The sequence below is a fragment of the Gemmatimonadaceae bacterium genome (assembly GCA_036504815.1).
Lineage (GTDB): Bacteria > Gemmatimonadota > Gemmatimonadetes > Gemmatimonadales > Gemmatimonadaceae > PNKL01.
Genome location: DASXUN010000021.1, coordinates 199997 through 215330, shown reverse-complemented (window position 1 = coordinate 215330; position 15334 = coordinate 199997). Strand labels below are relative to the sequence as shown.

16 protein-coding genes are annotated in these 15334 nt (G+C 67.1%); 11 read left to right on the top strand and 5 right to left on the bottom strand.

What is annotated here, in order from left to right:
• Positions 1–60 precede the first annotated feature (60 nt).
• Together argH and VGJ96_10570 are read right to left on the bottom strand one after the other, a co-directional pair.
• Complete coding sequence (gene argH, locus VGJ96_10575; GenBank protein HEY3287548.1) at positions 61–1458, bottom strand: argininosuccinate lyase; 1398 nt, start codon at positions 1456–1458, stop codon at positions 61–63.
• A gap of 110 nt (positions 1459–1568) precedes the next feature.
• Complete coding sequence (locus VGJ96_10570; protein HEY3287547.1) at positions 1569–2030, bottom strand: hypothetical protein; 462 nt, start codon at positions 2028–2030, stop codon at positions 1569–1571.
• 91 nt (positions 2031–2121) lie between these two features.
• Between VGJ96_10570 and argC the strand changes: the two genes are divergently transcribed.
• Genes argC through VGJ96_10555 form a run of 3 tightly spaced genes read left to right on the top strand, consistent with a single transcriptional unit; the run spans position 2122 to position 5037 of the window.
• Positions 2122–3084 carry an N-acetyl-gamma-glutamyl-phosphate reductase gene (gene argC, locus VGJ96_10565; GenBank protein HEY3287546.1) on the top strand — a complete coding sequence of 321 codons (963 nt, stop codon included), beginning with the start codon at positions 2122–2124 and terminating at the stop codon, positions 3082–3084.
• Complete coding sequence (argB, locus tag VGJ96_10560; GenBank protein ID HEY3287545.1) at positions 3081–3830, top strand: acetylglutamate kinase; 750 nt, start codon at positions 3081–3083, stop codon at positions 3828–3830. The genes argC and argB overlap by 4 nt, the downstream gene beginning before the upstream one ends.
• A 28-nt stretch (positions 3831–3858) precedes the next feature.
• A complete protein-coding gene (locus VGJ96_10555) occupies positions 3859–5037 on the top strand; it encodes an acetylornithine/succinylornithine family transaminase (GenBank protein ID HEY3287544.1) in 1179 nt (392 codons plus the stop codon).
• A gap of 58 nt (positions 5038–5095) precedes the next feature.
• Here the strand turns inward: VGJ96_10555 and VGJ96_10550 are convergent, their stop codons facing one another.
• Together VGJ96_10550 and VGJ96_10545 are read right to left on the bottom strand one after the other, a co-directional pair.
• On the bottom strand, positions 5096–6142 hold the full coding sequence (locus VGJ96_10550; GenBank protein ID HEY3287543.1) for a hypothetical protein: 1047 nt from the start codon (positions 6140–6142) through the stop codon (positions 5096–5098).
• The gene (locus tag VGJ96_10545) at positions 6139–7155 is read right to left on the bottom strand and encodes a DUF4956 domain-containing protein (GenBank protein ID HEY3287542.1); all 1017 of its coding nucleotides are present in this window, start codon (positions 7153–7155) and stop codon (positions 6139–6141) included. The genes VGJ96_10550 and VGJ96_10545 overlap by 4 nt, the downstream gene beginning before the upstream one ends.
• A 171-nt stretch (positions 7156–7326) precedes the next feature.
• Between VGJ96_10545 and VGJ96_10540 the strand changes: the two genes are divergently transcribed.
• From VGJ96_10540 to VGJ96_10520, 5 genes are read left to right on the top strand one after another with little or no spacing between them, the layout of a single operon-like run.
• Positions 7327–8928: an alkaline phosphatase family protein gene (locus VGJ96_10540; protein HEY3287541.1), complete on the top strand. Its 1602-nt coding sequence runs from the start codon at positions 7327–7329 to the stop codon at positions 8926–8928.
• Positions 8915–9550, top strand: coding sequence for a Smr/MutS family protein (locus VGJ96_10535; GenBank protein ID HEY3287540.1), 636 nt, complete (start codon positions 8915–8917; stop codon positions 9548–9550). Before VGJ96_10540 ends, VGJ96_10535 begins: the two co-directional genes overlap by 14 nt.
• A 28-nt stretch (positions 9551–9578) precedes the next feature.
• The gene (locus tag VGJ96_10530) at positions 9579–10508 is read left to right on the top strand and encodes an aldo/keto reductase (GenBank protein ID HEY3287539.1); all 930 of its coding nucleotides are present in this window, start codon (positions 9579–9581) and stop codon (positions 10506–10508) included.
• 43 nt (positions 10509–10551) lie between these two features.
• The gene (gene moeB / locus VGJ96_10525; GenBank protein ID HEY3287538.1) at positions 10552–11697 is read left to right on the top strand and encodes a molybdopterin-synthase adenylyltransferase MoeB; all 1146 of its coding nucleotides are present in this window, start codon (positions 10552–10554) and stop codon (positions 11695–11697) included.
• Positions 11698–12597: an alpha/beta fold hydrolase gene (locus VGJ96_10520; protein ID HEY3287537.1), complete on the top strand. Its 900-nt coding sequence runs from the start codon at positions 11698–11700 to the stop codon at positions 12595–12597.
• 15 nt (positions 12598–12612) lie between these two features.
• Here VGJ96_10520 and VGJ96_10515 read toward each other — a convergent pair whose 3' ends face one another.
• Complete coding sequence (locus tag VGJ96_10515) at positions 12613–13599, bottom strand: MBL fold metallo-hydrolase (GenBank protein ID HEY3287536.1); 987 nt, start codon at positions 13597–13599, stop codon at positions 12613–12615.
• 169 nt (positions 13600–13768) lie between these two features.
• On the opposite strand from VGJ96_10515, the gene VGJ96_10510 reads away from it, so the two are divergent.
• The 3 genes from VGJ96_10510 (at position 13769) to VGJ96_10500 (ending at position 15229) form a co-directional block, all read left to right on the top strand.
• Positions 13769–14047: an oxidative damage protection protein gene (locus VGJ96_10510; GenBank protein ID HEY3287535.1), complete on the top strand. Its 279-nt coding sequence runs from the start codon at positions 13769–13771 to the stop codon at positions 14045–14047.
• 87 nt (positions 14048–14134) lie between these two features.
• Entirely contained in the window at positions 14135–14797 is a 663-nt protein-coding gene (locus VGJ96_10505; GenBank protein HEY3287534.1) for a hypothetical protein, read from the top strand.
• 111 nt (positions 14798–14908) lie between these two features.
• Entirely contained in the window at positions 14909–15229 is a 321-nt protein-coding gene (locus VGJ96_10500; protein HEY3287533.1) for a hypothetical protein, read from the top strand.
• The last annotated feature ends 105 nt before the right edge of the window (positions 15230–15334 follow it).

The window sequence follows — 15334 nt, the reverse complement described above, 5'->3', positions numbered from 1 at the left end:
GTCCGCCTAGATAGAACCCAGCGATGCCGCAACGAGGAAAGATGTTGCGCGGTACCCAAACTACTTCAGCGAGTCTCTTGCGATGGCAATTTGATGGGTGACCGCATCGGGACCAGTTCCGCCCTCCACATTCCGATGCTTCAGGGAGGCCTCCGGAAGAAGCTCGTTCAGCACATCTTCGTCGAAAGCGGCGCTTGCTGCCTTGAAGGAAGCAAACGGCAGTTCCGTCATTTCGACACCTTTTTCTTCCGCCTCGCGAACGAGGCGCCCGACGGCACCGTGGGCCTCACGGAAGGTGACACGCTTGCGAACCAGGTAGTCGGCAAGGTCAGTGGCCATCATGGAGCTGGTCACGGCCGCCCGCATGCGTTCGCGATTGAAGGTGAGGGAGGCCAGAGACCCGGTGACTGCGGGCAAGAGCAGGCACATCCCATCGACCGCGTCGAACAACGACCGCTTGTCCTCCTGCAGGTCCTTGTTGTAGCCACTCGGCAAGCCTTTAATGGTGCCGAGGAGGGCGACAAGATCGCCCAGCATCCGGGCGCCGCTCCCCCGTGCGAGTTCGAGCGCATCAGGGTTGCGCTTCTGCGGCATCATGGACGATCCGGTGCTGAACGCATCGCCGTACCGCACGAAACCGAACTCGCTGGAACCGAACAGGATCAGGTCCTCGGCGAGCCGAGAGAGGTGCGCGCCGAGCAGGGCGAGAGTGAACAGCACTTCGGCGATGAAGTCGCGATCACCCACCGCGTCAATGCTGTTGGGCGAGATTGCATGAAATCCCAGATCGTTCTGGATCGCGACGCGATCTACCGGGAAGGCCGAGCCGGCGATGGCGCCAGACCCCAGCGGCAACATCGCGGTTGATTCCGCGGCGGCGGCGAGGCGACGGCGATCACGGGCAATCGGCCAGAAATGCGAGAGCATCCAGTGCGCACCACTGACGGGCTGTGCCCGCTGCAGGTGCGTATAGGCCGGCATGATGTCGCGCTCGAGCGCCGCGGCCTGCGTGACCATCGCCTGCTGAAGGTCCCGCAACAGGAGATCGAGTCGCGCACACGCCGCGCGCGTCCATAGGCGCGTCGCCGTAGCCACCTGATCGTTGCGCGATCGACCGGTATGCAGGCGCGAGGCAACGTTTCCGACGGCGTCGTGCAACAGGCGGTCAATGAGCGTGTGCACGTCTTCGTCTGCTGCCTGCGGCTGGGCACCGTGCTCGAGCTGCTGGGCGACGACATCAAGGCCGCGTCGAAGCTCGAGCGCTTCGTCAGCGGAGAGCACGCCGGCGCCCGCGAGCGCTGCGGCCCACGCCTTTGACAGCTGGATGTCGAACGGCCAGAGCCGAAAATCGACGTCAATGGACCGATTGACGGCGTCGAGCTCAGGAGCGGGACCACCGGCGAAGCGGCCTCCCCAGAGCTTGTGAGACGTAGAGCTGCCGGAATGCGAATCGGCCATGGCAAGTGGTGAGTCTAGAGAGGGTCGTAACAAGCCAACCAGATGAGAAACTACATATTTATGCGTTCTGAATCAATGTCACCCAGGCACGTGTTCCCGCGCGGACAGCATCAGCGCGTGGCCAGTGCGAGCAACCGCTTGGCGACCCGCTCACGTGCCGCCTCCGTGCGGCAGATCAGCAACACCGTATTCTCGCCGGCGATCGTACCCAAGATGTCGGGGTTGCCTTCGGCGTCAATGGCTTCGGCGATGGGTTGCGCGCCGGCCGTGTGCGTTTTCACGACAATGAGTTCGCGCGTGAACTCCATATGCTGGAAGAGCTGCGGTAGCAGGCCGGAGAGCGTGGCACGCCCCTCTTCTCCTCCCGCGCGCTCCCCCGCCGTGTAGCGCACGCCGGTCGGGGTGGGAACGCGGGCGATTCGCAGGTCGCGCATGTCGCGCGAAAGCGTAGATTGCGTAACGTCCCATCCACCCTCGAGCAGGAGTTGGCGAAGTTCCTCCTGGCTGCCGATGGCACGCGTGGAGACGAGTTCGAGAATGGCGTCCTGACGTTCGCGTTTGGCGGCTGTCACGAAATCCTCTGTTGGCTGCGGGAGATTAGCACGGGCGAAGAGTGGCCGTAAGACGGTTGACAACGCAGCCTCGCAATATTATGCATAAAACGTGCATAAGATTCCAGTAGGCGTCCTCGGCGCCAGCGGATACGCTGGACGCGAACTCTGTGCGTTGGTGCAACGGCATCCGCGCCTTGAACTCGTCTTCGCCACCGCCAACGGTCGGCGTGGTGAAACCGCCGAGTTACCGGGTGGCGGCAGCGTCACGTTTGTGGCGCCCGACGATGTCCCCCTCACCAGCGCGGCGCTGGTCTTCAGCGCCCTGCCGCACGGCACGAGTGCAGAATGGGTGCAGCGGGTGCGTGATGTCGGTGCGCGCGCGATCGATCTCTCCGCCGACCTTCGCATCGGCAACACCGATGCGGACGTCGTATACGGCCTGACGGAGGCGCGACGCGACGAAGTGCGCGGCGCCGAACTCGTCGCGAATCCCGGCTGTTATCCGACGAGCATCCTGATGGGCTTGCTTCCCCTGCTCGAGGAAGGGCGCATCGCCGCGGGGGCCACCATCAGCGTCAGCGCGGCGAGCGGCGTGACCGGCGCCGGGCTGACACCGCGCGCGGACCTGCTGTTTGGTGAAGTCACCGAGAGTTTCCGGGCGTATGGCGTCGGCAACACGCACCGACACCTGAACGAGATGCGGGCGTTCGTCGCAGAGGAAGGCGTGGTTGCGGACCTGATCTTCACGCCGCACCTGCTGCCCACGGCGCGCGGCATCCTGGCGACGATGACCGTTCCGCTGACCGCGCCGCTCGATGACCCCCTGGCGCTGTGGCAGCGCCGTTTCCACAACGAGCGATTCATCGAGATCGTGAAGACGCCACCGGAAACACGGCACGTCGCGCACCGCAACGTGGTGCGCATCACGGTGCATCCGCTGGCCCACGTGCGGCAGCCGACGCTGCTGGTCCTGTCGGCGATCGACAACCTCATGAAGGGGGCAGCCGGCCAGGCGATGCAGAATGCGAACCTGATGCTCGGGCTCGAAGAAGCCCTGGGGCTTCCGGCGTGAGGCGCGTCGTGAAGATCGGCGGGCGCGCGCAGGGCGACCCGCAGCTGATCGTGCAACTGGCCGGCGCTGCCGGGCGCGGCGAATCGCTCGTGATCGTGCATGGCGGCGGCGATGAGGTGTCGTCGCTGCAACGCCGGCTCGGCGTGGAGCCGCAGTTCCGGGGTGGCCGGCGTGTGACGAGCGCCGAAGACCTGGAACTCGTGCGCATGGTGCTGTCGGGGGCGACGAACAAGCGGCTCGTCGCCCAGCTGCTCAGCGCCGGCGTGCGCGCGGTTGGCGTCTCGGGCGAAGACGCGGGCTTGCTGCAGGCGCACATCACCGATCCCGGTTTCGGGCGCGTCGGCGGCGCCATGACCGCACATCCGGCCCTGCTGACACATCTCTGGAGCGGCGGGTTCATTCCCGTGGTGTCGCCACTCGGCCGTGACGCGGACGATCCGCAAGGTGGCGGACTGAACGTCAACGGCGATGACGCCGCGGCGTCCATTGCCGCGGCGCTCGGCGCGGATGAACTGCTGCTGGTGGCCGACGTTCCCGGCGTCCTGACGGACACCGGCGCTACCATCGCCGAACTCGACGGCGCTGCCGCCCAGGCGCTGATCGCGGGCGGCGTGGCAAAGGGCGGCATGGCCGCCAAGCTCGAAGCCGGCGCGCTCGCGCTGCGCGGCGGGGTTCGTCAGGTGCGCATCGGCGACCTGCGTGCCATCACCGACGCGTCTGCCGGCACGCGTCTTCTTCTGTCCTAACGTCCCCCACGAGCCCGAGGTCCACGCCATGACTCCTGCAACCGCTCCGGCCACCGATGCCATCCTGGGGACGTATCGCCGCGCGCCGATGGAACTGGTACGCGGTGCAGGCGTCGAGTTGTTCGACGCCGACGGCAAGGCCTATCTCGACTTCGTGGCCGGCATCGCCGTGAACGCGCTGGGGTATGCCGACGCCGGCCTCGAGCAGGCGATGCGCGAGGCCGCCGAGTGCGGTTTCGTGCATGTCTCCAACCTCTACCGCACGTCCGCCGGCGAACGTCTGTCGGGGAAGCTGGTCGAGAGTTCCTTCGCGGATAGAGTGTTCTACTGCAACTCCGGTGCGGAGGCCAACGAAGGCGCATTCAAGGTGGCGCGCCGGTGGGCGCGCGCGCAGTCGCCGGCAAAGCACGAGATCATCGCGCTGCGCGGCGCGTTTCATGGGCGGTTGTTTGGCACGCTGGCCGCGACGGACCGGCCGCAGTACCGCATGCCGTTCCGTCCGCTGGCCGGCGGCATCTCCATTGCGGAGCGCGACCTCGGTGAACTCGAGAGCGTGCTGAACGCCGAGACGGTGGCCGCCGTGATCGTGGAGCCGGTGCAGGGTGAGGGCGGCGTGCGCGTCCTCGACCACGAGTTTCTGCGCGGCCTGCGCGCACTCACGAAGGAGCGCAACGTGCTCCTGATCGTGGACGAGATCCAGTGCGGCTACGGCCGCACCGGCACGTTCTGGGCGTACGAGCAGATTGGCATCACCCCCGACATTCTCACCACGGCCAAGCCAATGGCCGGCGGGCTGCCCATGGGGGCGATTCTCATGACGCAGGCAGTGGCCGACGCCATGCAGCCGGGTGATCACGGCACGACGTTCGGCGGCGGCCCCTTCGTGACGACTGTCGCCCTGCACGTCTTCGACCGCCTGCACGACCCGGCGATGCTACGGCATGTCTCGGAGAACGGCGCATGGCTGGGGAACGCGCTGCGTGCCCTGGCCGAACGCTCGTCCAAGGTGCGCTCGGTGCGCGGCGTCGGCTACATGTGGGGCATTGATGTCACGGACCCCGCCAAGGACATCGTGGCGCGCGCCCTGGATCTCGGGCTGCTCGTCTGCTCCGCCGGGGAGCACACCATTCGCCTGCTGCCGCCGCTGGTCATGCAGCGCGCCGATCTCGAACGCGGCATCCAGCTGCTGGAACAGGCCATCGCGTAGCGGGCGCGGCAGGGTCGCTCCGGCCTCCGTGCTGACGAAGGCCGGAACGTCCTGCGCCTCAGTTCCCGGCGGAACAGGTTCGCTTGAACTCGGCAGCTGCCCGTTTGGGGTTGTCCATCAGCGACCAGAACTCGGCGAAGTACTTTCGCATGCGTTCGCGCACGACCGGTGTCATCGCATCGATCGTCGAATAGGCCGAGTCAAGCGCCGCCCGGCGTTCCTTGAAGTGATCGATGGTCGGGGTCAGCAGTTCGACGGGACGGCAGTCGCCGCGCCAGAGGCGTTCGGTCACCATACGTATGGGCAGCGACTTGTCGGGGAAGGAATACCGGGTATTCACGGCGCCTGACCAGTCGAAATCGTACGGCACGGCGTGCACGGTGCCGATCGAATCCCGGAGCAGCGTGATGTTGTGCAGTCCGCTCACCGAGAAGTCGGTGTTGCCGATCATGTACTCGAAAAGCTGGGTGTAGCCCCACTTCTCGGACTCGAGATCGTCGAAGAGCGCGCCCTTGCTGTCGAACTTCTTGGCATTCCGCCGCTGGGCGAGATCGCCATCGTCCTCGACGAAGAACCCCCAGCTGGTGATCGGCTTGGCCTTGCCGTCAGCGTCCAGATAAGTGACCCTGGCGAGGCGCACCCGATAGCTCCACGGCGTGAGCGTCGTGTACATGCGGAAGACCGCCGCTTCCTGCAGGATGTACTGCTCGTAATCGGCGTTGGCGGGCCGGCAGCTGGTGGCCAGCTTGAGCTTGCGGTTGCCGTCGAAGATCGTCTTCCGGGCGGCTTCCTTGGCCACCTCGACGCGCAGGGGCGGGAAGTCGCAGTTGCGGAACTGCCGGCGATAGTGACCGCGCGTGCGCAGGGTGACGGCCACCTTGACCGGATTGCCGCTGGAATCCTTGTAGACCAGTTCCGCGGGGTGCAGCACTCGTTCCGTCGAATCGCGATCATTGACGAGTTTCGGCAAGCCGGTCGTGATCGTGACTTCGAGTGGCTGAGCGCGCCGGAAGAGGCCCTGGGCACCAGCGATGACGGGGGTGCCGGCGAAGACCGTCAGGAGCGAAGCGGCCAGCGCGACGTGCGCACGCGGACGGCGGGTCATCGTAGCTCCACGCGACTGACCCCAGCGCCGGGCACGGCACGAAGAACGTCGAAGATCACCCCGCGGGTGACCGTCTCGGCCAGCTCCACGCCGTATTCCGCAATGCGACACCCGTCATCGGCACGCTCGGCGCCCATGTATTTCCAGTCCTTGAACAGACTGCCGAACTCCGGCTCGATGAGGGGGCGCGTCACGTCGGGATCGGTGCAGGGGACGCGCAGCAGAAAGGAAAACTCGCGATGGGGCGTGTCGGCGGCTTCGGAGGCGATCTTCTTCTTGCGCTTCCAGGCGCGATCCGCCAGCGCCTCCAACTGCTCTGGGGCGAGGGATTTCAGCACCTCATCGTCCATCTTGGCCACGAAAGTCCCCGTCCGGCTGGCCATGCTGAGTGCGCGCTCGAGCTGTTTCTGCGCGCGCCTGCCCTCGAGCGAGGCGGGCGAGCGGCCAAACTCCGTCGCCCAGAGGCCGACGGTAAGCAGGTTGAAGCCGACGGACAGGACCGCCGCGATTCCCGGATCGACGGCGGAAGCCAGGCCGATGCCGGTGACGCAGAAGATGGCGGCGGCGTCCTTGGTGTCCTCGAGCGTCGTCCGGAAGCGCACCGCCGCGACGATGCCGCCAAGGGCAAACGCCAGAATCAGCGAGTACTTCACCAGGACCACGATGCCCGCGATCACCACGGGCAGCACCATGAGTGCCTGCACGACCGACTGCGAGTACCCCTTCTTCTGTCGGGTGAGCACATACACCCAGGCGACGGGCAGGGCGAAGAGGAAGGCGGACAGCATCGCGAACACGGCGTGAATGGCCGCGGGACCGGAGTCTCCCGATGCGGTGACGAGGTCCTTCTTGGAGGTCAGTGCGTTGAACGTCTCGATTCCGGCCTGCGACCCGATGCCGCCCACCGAAATCCCGTCCATCCAGTAGGCGGCGACGCCGAGCACGAGGTAGTACAACGTCGTGCGGAGCAGGATGTTGTCCCAGACCGGGACCTTCTTGCCGGAGCTGTTCACGGAACCTCGGAGGGATGGGGGCATCTTGTCTACGGGCTGCCGGGTGAACTTGTGACAGGAGGGGTGGGGTAAGCAACCAGGGGTCGCCCTCGGGCGTTCCCCCTCTGGCGGCAGGGCGTCCGACTGTCCATCCTTTGCCACCCTCGTTTTATCTCCCTGGAAGGCCCAACTTTGCTTTCTCGATTCCTCATCGCCGCCGGACTTTCGGCGGTCGTTGCGACCCCGGTGCTGGCGCAGAAGGTAACAGCCGGTACCAAGCCGACACTGGTGGTGTTCATCACCGTCGATCAGATGCGTGGTGACTACTACGCGCGCTTCAAACCCGACCTGACCGGCGGGTTGAAGCGGCTGGTGCAGGGCGGGGCCTTCTTCGAAAACGGCTTCCAGGATCACGCCGTCACCGAGACAGCGCCCGGGCACTCCACCGTGATGTCGGGACGGTTCCCAGTGCACACCGGAATCGCCGCGAACGCGCAGGGAGTAAACACCAGTCTCTCGCCCCTGCTGGGTGGGGCCACCGAGACCGGCGCCTCACCATTCCGTTTCAAGGGAACCACCCTGACCGACTGGATGCGCGTCGCGGACCCCGCGATGCGGTTCCTCTCAGTGTCGCGCAAGGACCGAGGGGCCATCCTGCCCATCGGGCGGGCGAAGGGTGACGTGTACTGGTGGAGCGGCAGCGCCGGGATCTTCACGACGAGCACCTACTACGCGGATTCGCTGCCGGCCTGGGTGCAGCGGTTCAACGCCGAACGGGGGTATGCCGCCTACGCCGGGAAGACATGGGACCTTCTCCTGCCGGCCAACCGGTATGCAGAACCGGATACGGTGTGGGAGGAATCCCAAGGCTCCGATTTCCTTTTCCCGCATCCATACCCAACCGACACCGCCGGTGTCGCCAAGATTCTGGCGAACTATCCAGTGATGGATTCGCTCACGCTCGCCCTGGCGCTGCGCGGACTGCAGGAGCGGCAACTCGGCGCCGAAAACGGCCGTACGGACCTGCTGGCCATCTCGCTGTCCACCACCGATGCGGTCGGACACAAGTACGGGCCGGATTCCCGGGAGATACACGACCAGATTGTCCGGCTGGATCGATACCTCGGCAAATTCCTCGATTCTCTCTTCGTGCTGCGCAACGAGAAGCGCATCGTGATTGCCCTCACGGGCGACCATGGCGTGACGCCGTACCCTGAGGTGCATTCGGGGCGCTATCCCAACCAGGATGCGAAGCGCGTGAATCTCGACCCGCTGGTGACCGCCCTCCGCCCGTCGCTTCGCGCGGCGGGGGTGAATGATGCAGCCTGGTCATTCGAGGACGGAGTATTTTCGGTATACAACGCGTCGTCATTCGACAGTGCAAAGGTGAACGTCGATTCCACGACGCATACGTTCGCCGCGGCCCTGCGACAGGTGCCCGGCGTGATGCGCGTTGACTTCCTGACAGAGCTGGCGAAGGCCGATCTGGCCAGGGACACGATTGCGCGGCGCTGGCTGCACATGTTCGCCCCCGGTGGTACCGTCCGCCTTGCGGTCACCCTGACGCCGTACAGCTACTGGGAAGCCACGACGTACGCGACCCACGGCATGCCGCACGACTCCGACGCGCAGGTTCCCGTGGTGTTCTGGGGAGCCGGCGTACGCGCCGGCGCGTACCGCGATGTGGTGCGCACGGTGGACCTCGCACCGACCCTGGCGGCAATTCTTGGTGTCACGCCGACCGAGGCCATCGATGGCGTGGTGCTGAAGAAGGCGGTGCGTGCGGCGAAATAGCGGCGCACCTGTCAGCAGGCGGCCGGGAGGACCGGCCGTCGCCGCGGCCTTCGATGCGCTGCGGTTTGGTCGCGAGCAGACCCTCGACCTGCGTTCGAGCCTGCCCACGGGCGTCGAAGCCGCCCGCCGGGCCGAGATATTCCTCCGCGAACGGCAGGTGACCGGGGCCCGTGAGGTGCTCGTCATCACGGGGCGGGGAAACCAAAGCCTCGATGGCGTTCCGGTCGTGCGGCCGGCGGTGGCGGCGCTCCTCGCGAAGCTGCGCCGGCGCGGCGTGGTTGCGGACTGGAAGGAGCACACCCCGGGCTCATTCGTGGTCGTACCAGCATCGATTCGCACGCTCCTCGAAGCCCCACGCCGGCACCGTACGCCGGTCGCGCCGACCCCGCTGGATCCCGCTGAGTTTGCGGGCCTCGCCGCGTCCACCCGACGCGTGCTGCGTCGCCTGGCCATCCGATCGTTGGCGGCGCTTGGCGCACCCGACGGCGAATCGTTCGTGCAGGATGAAATGCAGCGCCAATTCTCCATACTTGCCGCCAGCGTCTCCGCGGGCCCGCATCGCGAGGCGCGACTCCGCGCCGCCGCGGAACGAGCGCTGGACGAGATGGATGACGCCGAGTGACGCACCGATCTCCCACCCCAGTGAGCGCATGACCAAGACACCCGTCTTCCTCGAACAACGTCCCCTCGGCCGCAGCGGCCACCCCACGTCCATTCTCGGCCTTGGCACGCATCGCCTGGGTCAGGGGAGCCAGAAAGAGTTCGTGCGCGTCGTTCGCGAGGCCATCGACAAGGGCGTGACCGTGATCGAGACGGCGCACGAGTATGGCGACGGACGCACCGAACGCTGGCTGGGACTCGCGCTCGCGGACGGCTACCGCCAGCGCATAACGCTGGTGGCGCAGTGTTGCGCCCACCTGCGCGACTACAAGACGGCCATGCACCAGCTCGACGAGACACTGGGGCGGCTGAAGACGGATCGCGTGGATCTGTGGACGTTCCACGAGGTCATCTACGACAACGACGTGGAATGGATCTACGATCACGGCGGTCTCGACGCGATGCAGGAAGCGCGCGAACAGGGCAAGGTGCGCTTCATCGGGTTCGGCGGACACAAGTCGCCCCACATTCATCTCAAGCTGCTGCATCGCGGATTCACCTGGGACGCGGTGCTCATGCCGCTGAATCCGCTTGACGCCTCGTTCCGTTCGTTCGAGAAGCAGGTGCTGCCGGAAACGATTCGCAGCGGAGCGGCGGTCATCGGGATCAAGCCGATGGCCGATGGTGCGCTGCTGCAGGTGAAGGGAATCAAGCCCGAGGAAGCATTGCGCTACAGCTTGTCGCTGCCGGTCAGCTCAGTCATTTGCGGCATGGAAAGCACGTCGGTGCTGCGCAAGAACCTGAGACTGGTGACGGCCTTCCGCGCCTTCCATGCCGGTGAAATGGACGCGTTGCGGCAGAAGGCGCGCAGCGTCGCGGGAGACGGCCGCGCCGAACGCTACAAGACCACGCAGGAGCAGGATCTGCTGGCCGGGCAACTCGCGCATGGTTTCGTGGCGCCGGCCAAGAGGAAGGGCTGAGCCGGCGTCCTTTCCGCGAACGCAGTTGACGTAGATTGGTGCCATGTCCCTGAGTCCTGAGGAACTTCGCCGGTACGCGCGCCACCTGGCCCTGCCGCAGGTGGGTGCAGCGGGGCAGGAACGCCTCAGGGCGTCGTCGGTGCTCATCGTCGGACTCGGCGGGCTTGGTTCGCCGGCGGCCCTGTACCTCGCGGCCGCTGGCGTGGGGCGTCTTGGGCTCGTGGACGACGACTGCGTGGACGAGAGCAACCTGCAGCGTCAGGTCCTGCACGGGACCGCGGCCATCGGACGCTCGAAGGTCGAATCGGCACGGCAGCGGCTGCACGATCTCAATCCTCACGTCGTCCTCGAGGCGGTGGCCGAACGACTGACGCCCGCGAATGCGCTCGCGGTGATTGGCGCGTACGACGTGGTGATAGATGGCACCGATCAGTTCGCCGTTCGGTACCTCGTCAACGACGCGTGCATCATCACCGGCCGGCCGAACGTGTACGGCAGCGTGCACCGCTTCGAGGGACAGATCTCGGTCTTCGGCGCACCCGGCGGTCCGTGCTATCGCTGCCTTTTCCCGGAGCCGCCGGCGCCGGGCACGGTGCCAAACTGCGCCGAAGGCGGTGTGCTGGGGGTGCTGCCCGGCATCATCGGGAGCATGCAGGCCGCGGAGGCCATCAAGCTCCTTCTCGGCATCGGCACGCCCCTGATCGGCCGCCTGCTGCATTTCGATGCGCTCACGATGCGCACGCATGAAGTTGCCTTCGCGCGGGATGCCGACTGCCCGATGTGCGGCGACCGGGGAACGCGCCAACTGCTCGATGACTACAACGTGTTTTGTGGAACTTCACCGGCCGAATTGACGACGATGACCAGTGACAGCATCGAGCTGACCCCAGCGGAACTCAAGGCGCGGATGAGCGCCGGCTGGACACCCTGGTTGCTCGACGTGCGCGAGCCGTGGGAGTACGCGACCGCCCAGATCACGAGCGCCACGCTGATCCCGCTTGGCGATCTCGCGCACCGCGCGCACGACGTGCCGCGCGACACGGACGTCGTGGTCTACTGCCACCACGGCATGCGCAGCGCCCGCGCGGTGTCGATGCTGCGGCTTGACGGATGGCATCGGGTCTTCAACCTGAGCGGCGGCATCGACCGCTGGAGCGTCGAAGTCGATTCGGCGGTGCCACGCTACTAGATGGGACTCTACACGCCGGCGTCGGCCCTCGTCACCGTCGCGGCGCTCGTGGCGGCGCAGCGCGAGATGCGCGCACGTCACCGCGAGCAGGGGTTTGATGCACGGTTCGCCGGGCGGCGCACGGCAGAGGGGATCATCGCGGGCGCGGAAGGATTCGTGCTGGACGGGTTCACCGACCGCGCGGTCGTCCTCCTGCACGGGTACAACGATTCGCCACAGACGATGCGATCGCCGGCCGCGGCGATGCACGCGGCGGGGTGGTCCGTCTACGCGCCGCTGCTGCCCGGACACGGCCGCTCGTTGCGCGCGTTTGCCGCCACGGACGCCGACGCGTGGCTCGCCACGGCCCGCGACACGCTGGCCAACGCGCTCGCGCGCCATCGGCGCGTGGCCGTGGGCGGACTGTCGATGGGTGGTGCGATCGCGATGATTCTCGCCGCCGAGGAGCCGTCCGTCCGCGCGGCCGTGCTCTTCTCCCCATTCCTGGTGCAGAGCTGGCGGTTGGCGGCAATTGCGGCGCTGTGGCCGCTGGTGAATCTCGGAGCCAAGTACCTGGGAGGTGGTGGCACGGGGCGTTCGATCCGCGATCCACAGGCCCGCGCGTCACTGATTGCGTATGGCTGCTCGCCGCCACGCCTGATGCGCGAGGTGCAGCGGGTCGCGCGGCGGGCGCGAGCGGCGCTGCCGCATGTGCACCAGCCCGTGTGGATCGCACAGTCCGGAGACGACTACCGCATTTCGCGCGAGCAGGCCCAGCGCGCCTTCGATCGGCTCGCGTCGGGCGACAAGCGCCTGCACTGGACCACCGGCAACGGCCACGTGATCACCGTAGACTACGGACACGAGGAATTGGCGTCGGAAGCGGTACACTGGCTCGATTCACGAGTCCCCGCGCACTAGCAGCCTGGCCGGCTCCTACTGCGCGCGGGTCTCACCCGGTGACATCACCCAGAGGCGATCTGCCGGAAGCCCCGCCGCCTGCCAGGCGGCACGCGCGCGACGCGGCGGTTCGTCGAGCGGCTCGTCCGTGAGGACGAACGTTCCCCAGTGCATGCCTACCATCGTCGGCGCGGACGCCGGGTGGGCCTGCTGGAGCGCCAGGTACGCCCGGACCGCCTCTTCGGGATTCACGTGCACGGGCTGCATGATCCAGCGCGGTTCATAGGCGCCGATCGGCATGAGAATCGCGTCGAAGGGTCCGCACCGCCGGCCGATCTCCGCGAACCCGTCGTGCCAGCCGCTGTCGCCGACAAAGTAGATGGCGCGAGGCCCGATGCGCAGCACAAAGCCGCCCCAGAGCGTACGATTTCGGTCGAACGGCGAACGTCCGGAAAAATGCTGCGCCGGAAGACCGGTAACCTGCCAGGCGCTCTCGGCGTGTTGCTGCCACCAGTCGAGCTCGACCACGCGGGCCACGCCGCGCGCGCGGAGGCGGCGCGCGACGCCGAGGGACGTAATCCACTGGGCGGTCGGATGGCTGCGGGCAATGCTCCGCACCGTCCGGTCATCGAAGTGGTCGTAGTGATCGTGTGATTGCAGCACGACGTCAATGGGCGGCAGTTCGTGGAACGCGATGCCCGGCGCCACGTGTCGCTTCGGGCCCGCCCACGGCACCGGTGAACAGCGTTCGCTCCAGACGGGATCGGTGAGGACATTCAGGCCGCCCACCTGAATGAGAAAGGTGGAGTGCCCGACCCACGTCATGGCGAGTTCCGCGCTGTCAGCACGCGGCTGGCGCACGGCATGCGTCACCCGTCCCGGCGGCGTGCCACCGCTCGCCGTGAACAGCCGGCCGTGGCGTGCGCGTTCCCACCCCCAGCGCACCATGGCGCCGAGTCCGCGCAATTGGCCGTCGGGAGACGGATTCCGGAATCCGTTCGGGGTGTGATGGGTGGGAGACACGCCCGAAATCTCGTCGGCGGATGCCGGACGTGGTACCCGCGGACGCCCGGCGTGCGCCGGCGCCGATTCCAATGCTGTCGACGCCCGGGTAAATTCCCCGGTAGTACGGAGCGCCGACAGGCGGTTTCGTCCGCCGCCCCCCGCTCGATCCTGCTTCCGGAGAATCGCAATGCCCATGATCACCTGTGCCCGCTGCGGCCAGCAGAAGGAAGGATTCGAGCGGCCGCCGTTTCCCGGCGCCATGGGCGCGCGCATTCTGGACGGGACGTGCCAGGACTGCTGGGAGCTGTGGAAGAAGCAGCAGACGATGCTGATCAACCACTACGGCCTGAACGTGATGGATCCGCAGGCCCGGCAATTCCTGACGCGCAACATGGAGGCGTTCCTGTTCAAGGCCGGGCGGCAGGACGACGTCGACACGACGAAGCAAGGGCAGATCACGTACTAGCCACTCCGTCCGCTGGGACGGCAGGCCACCGCGCCAACGTGGCACCTGTTGACATTAGTCGCGCAATGTTACTTATTGGCCCGCGACATGTCCGCCAAGAAATCGCGCCGTCGCGGCGCCGCCACCGTCGATCTCGTGCTGTGCTCCGCACGCGGGGGCACGCTGCAGGTGCTGGTGATGAAGACGGCCGCCGGGAGCCCGGTGCTGCCGTACGTCTGGAGCGCTGAGGGCGAAGGACCCGAGTCAACGGCCCGCGAGCTTGCGCACGACATCCTTGGCCTGCCGGTCGCGTGGCTGGCGCCGGGCGCGGCGACCGCCGAGAAACGCCATCCGTCGGGCGCGGCCCTGTCGCTGCCGTACATCGGCGTGGTCGGACCGACCGTCGAAGCCCCGGACGATGCAGCGTGGCATCCCGTACCGTCGCTGCCCGCCGTGGCGCCGCGCCAGCGGGCGATGGCCGCCGCGGCGCTGGAGACGCTGCGCCTGCACATGGACAGTGCGCCCGTGGCCTTCCGCCTGCTGGCGGCCGCGTTCACCCTCAGCGAGTTGCAGCAGGCGTACGAACTGCTGCTGGGCCGCCGGCTGCACAAGGCCAGTTTCCGGCGGGCCCTGCAGGCGGCATATCTCGTGGCCCCGACGGACGAGTGGCGCAGTGAGGGGCGCGGGCGTCCCGCCCAGCTCTTCCGCTACGCGCCGCGCAAGCATCGCGGCGGGCACCGGAGCGTGCGGTTCGACCTGCTGGGCCGGTAGCGCGACGCAACCATCGGGACCGGTCGGCGCGAAAACGGTGGCACTCAACGGGCCCTCGCGGGTAAACGTATTAGTAGCAGAGTGTGTCTAAGGAACAAAACGGAGGCCGCGATGCTGACGTACCTGGACTCCCTGTGTGACGCGATGGCGAGCCGCGACCTGCCGCGGCTGCGCAACCTCGTGGAGGGACACCCGCTCGTCCGCCTGCTGCCGGCGGATGCGCTGAGCGAGGTGCACCGGTTCCTGGCGCAGAAGGCCGGGCGGCATGCCGTGCCGCTGGCCACGCTGCGCTTCCGCGACCAGACGGCCCGGCTGCTGAACGACCTGCCGTCGGGCCAGGGCGTTGCCGTGCCGATCGTCACGCCGGCGACCACCCCGCCGCGCCGCCGCCGTCGGTCGGCGCTGCAGACGGAGCTGCCGCTGTCGGCGTGACGCGGGCCTTCTTCACCACGGAGACACGGAGCACAGCCTGAGGGCCACGGAGAAGACCAACTTCCTTGGATAACAGCGCGCGCCACGCGATGCATTGCGTGGCGC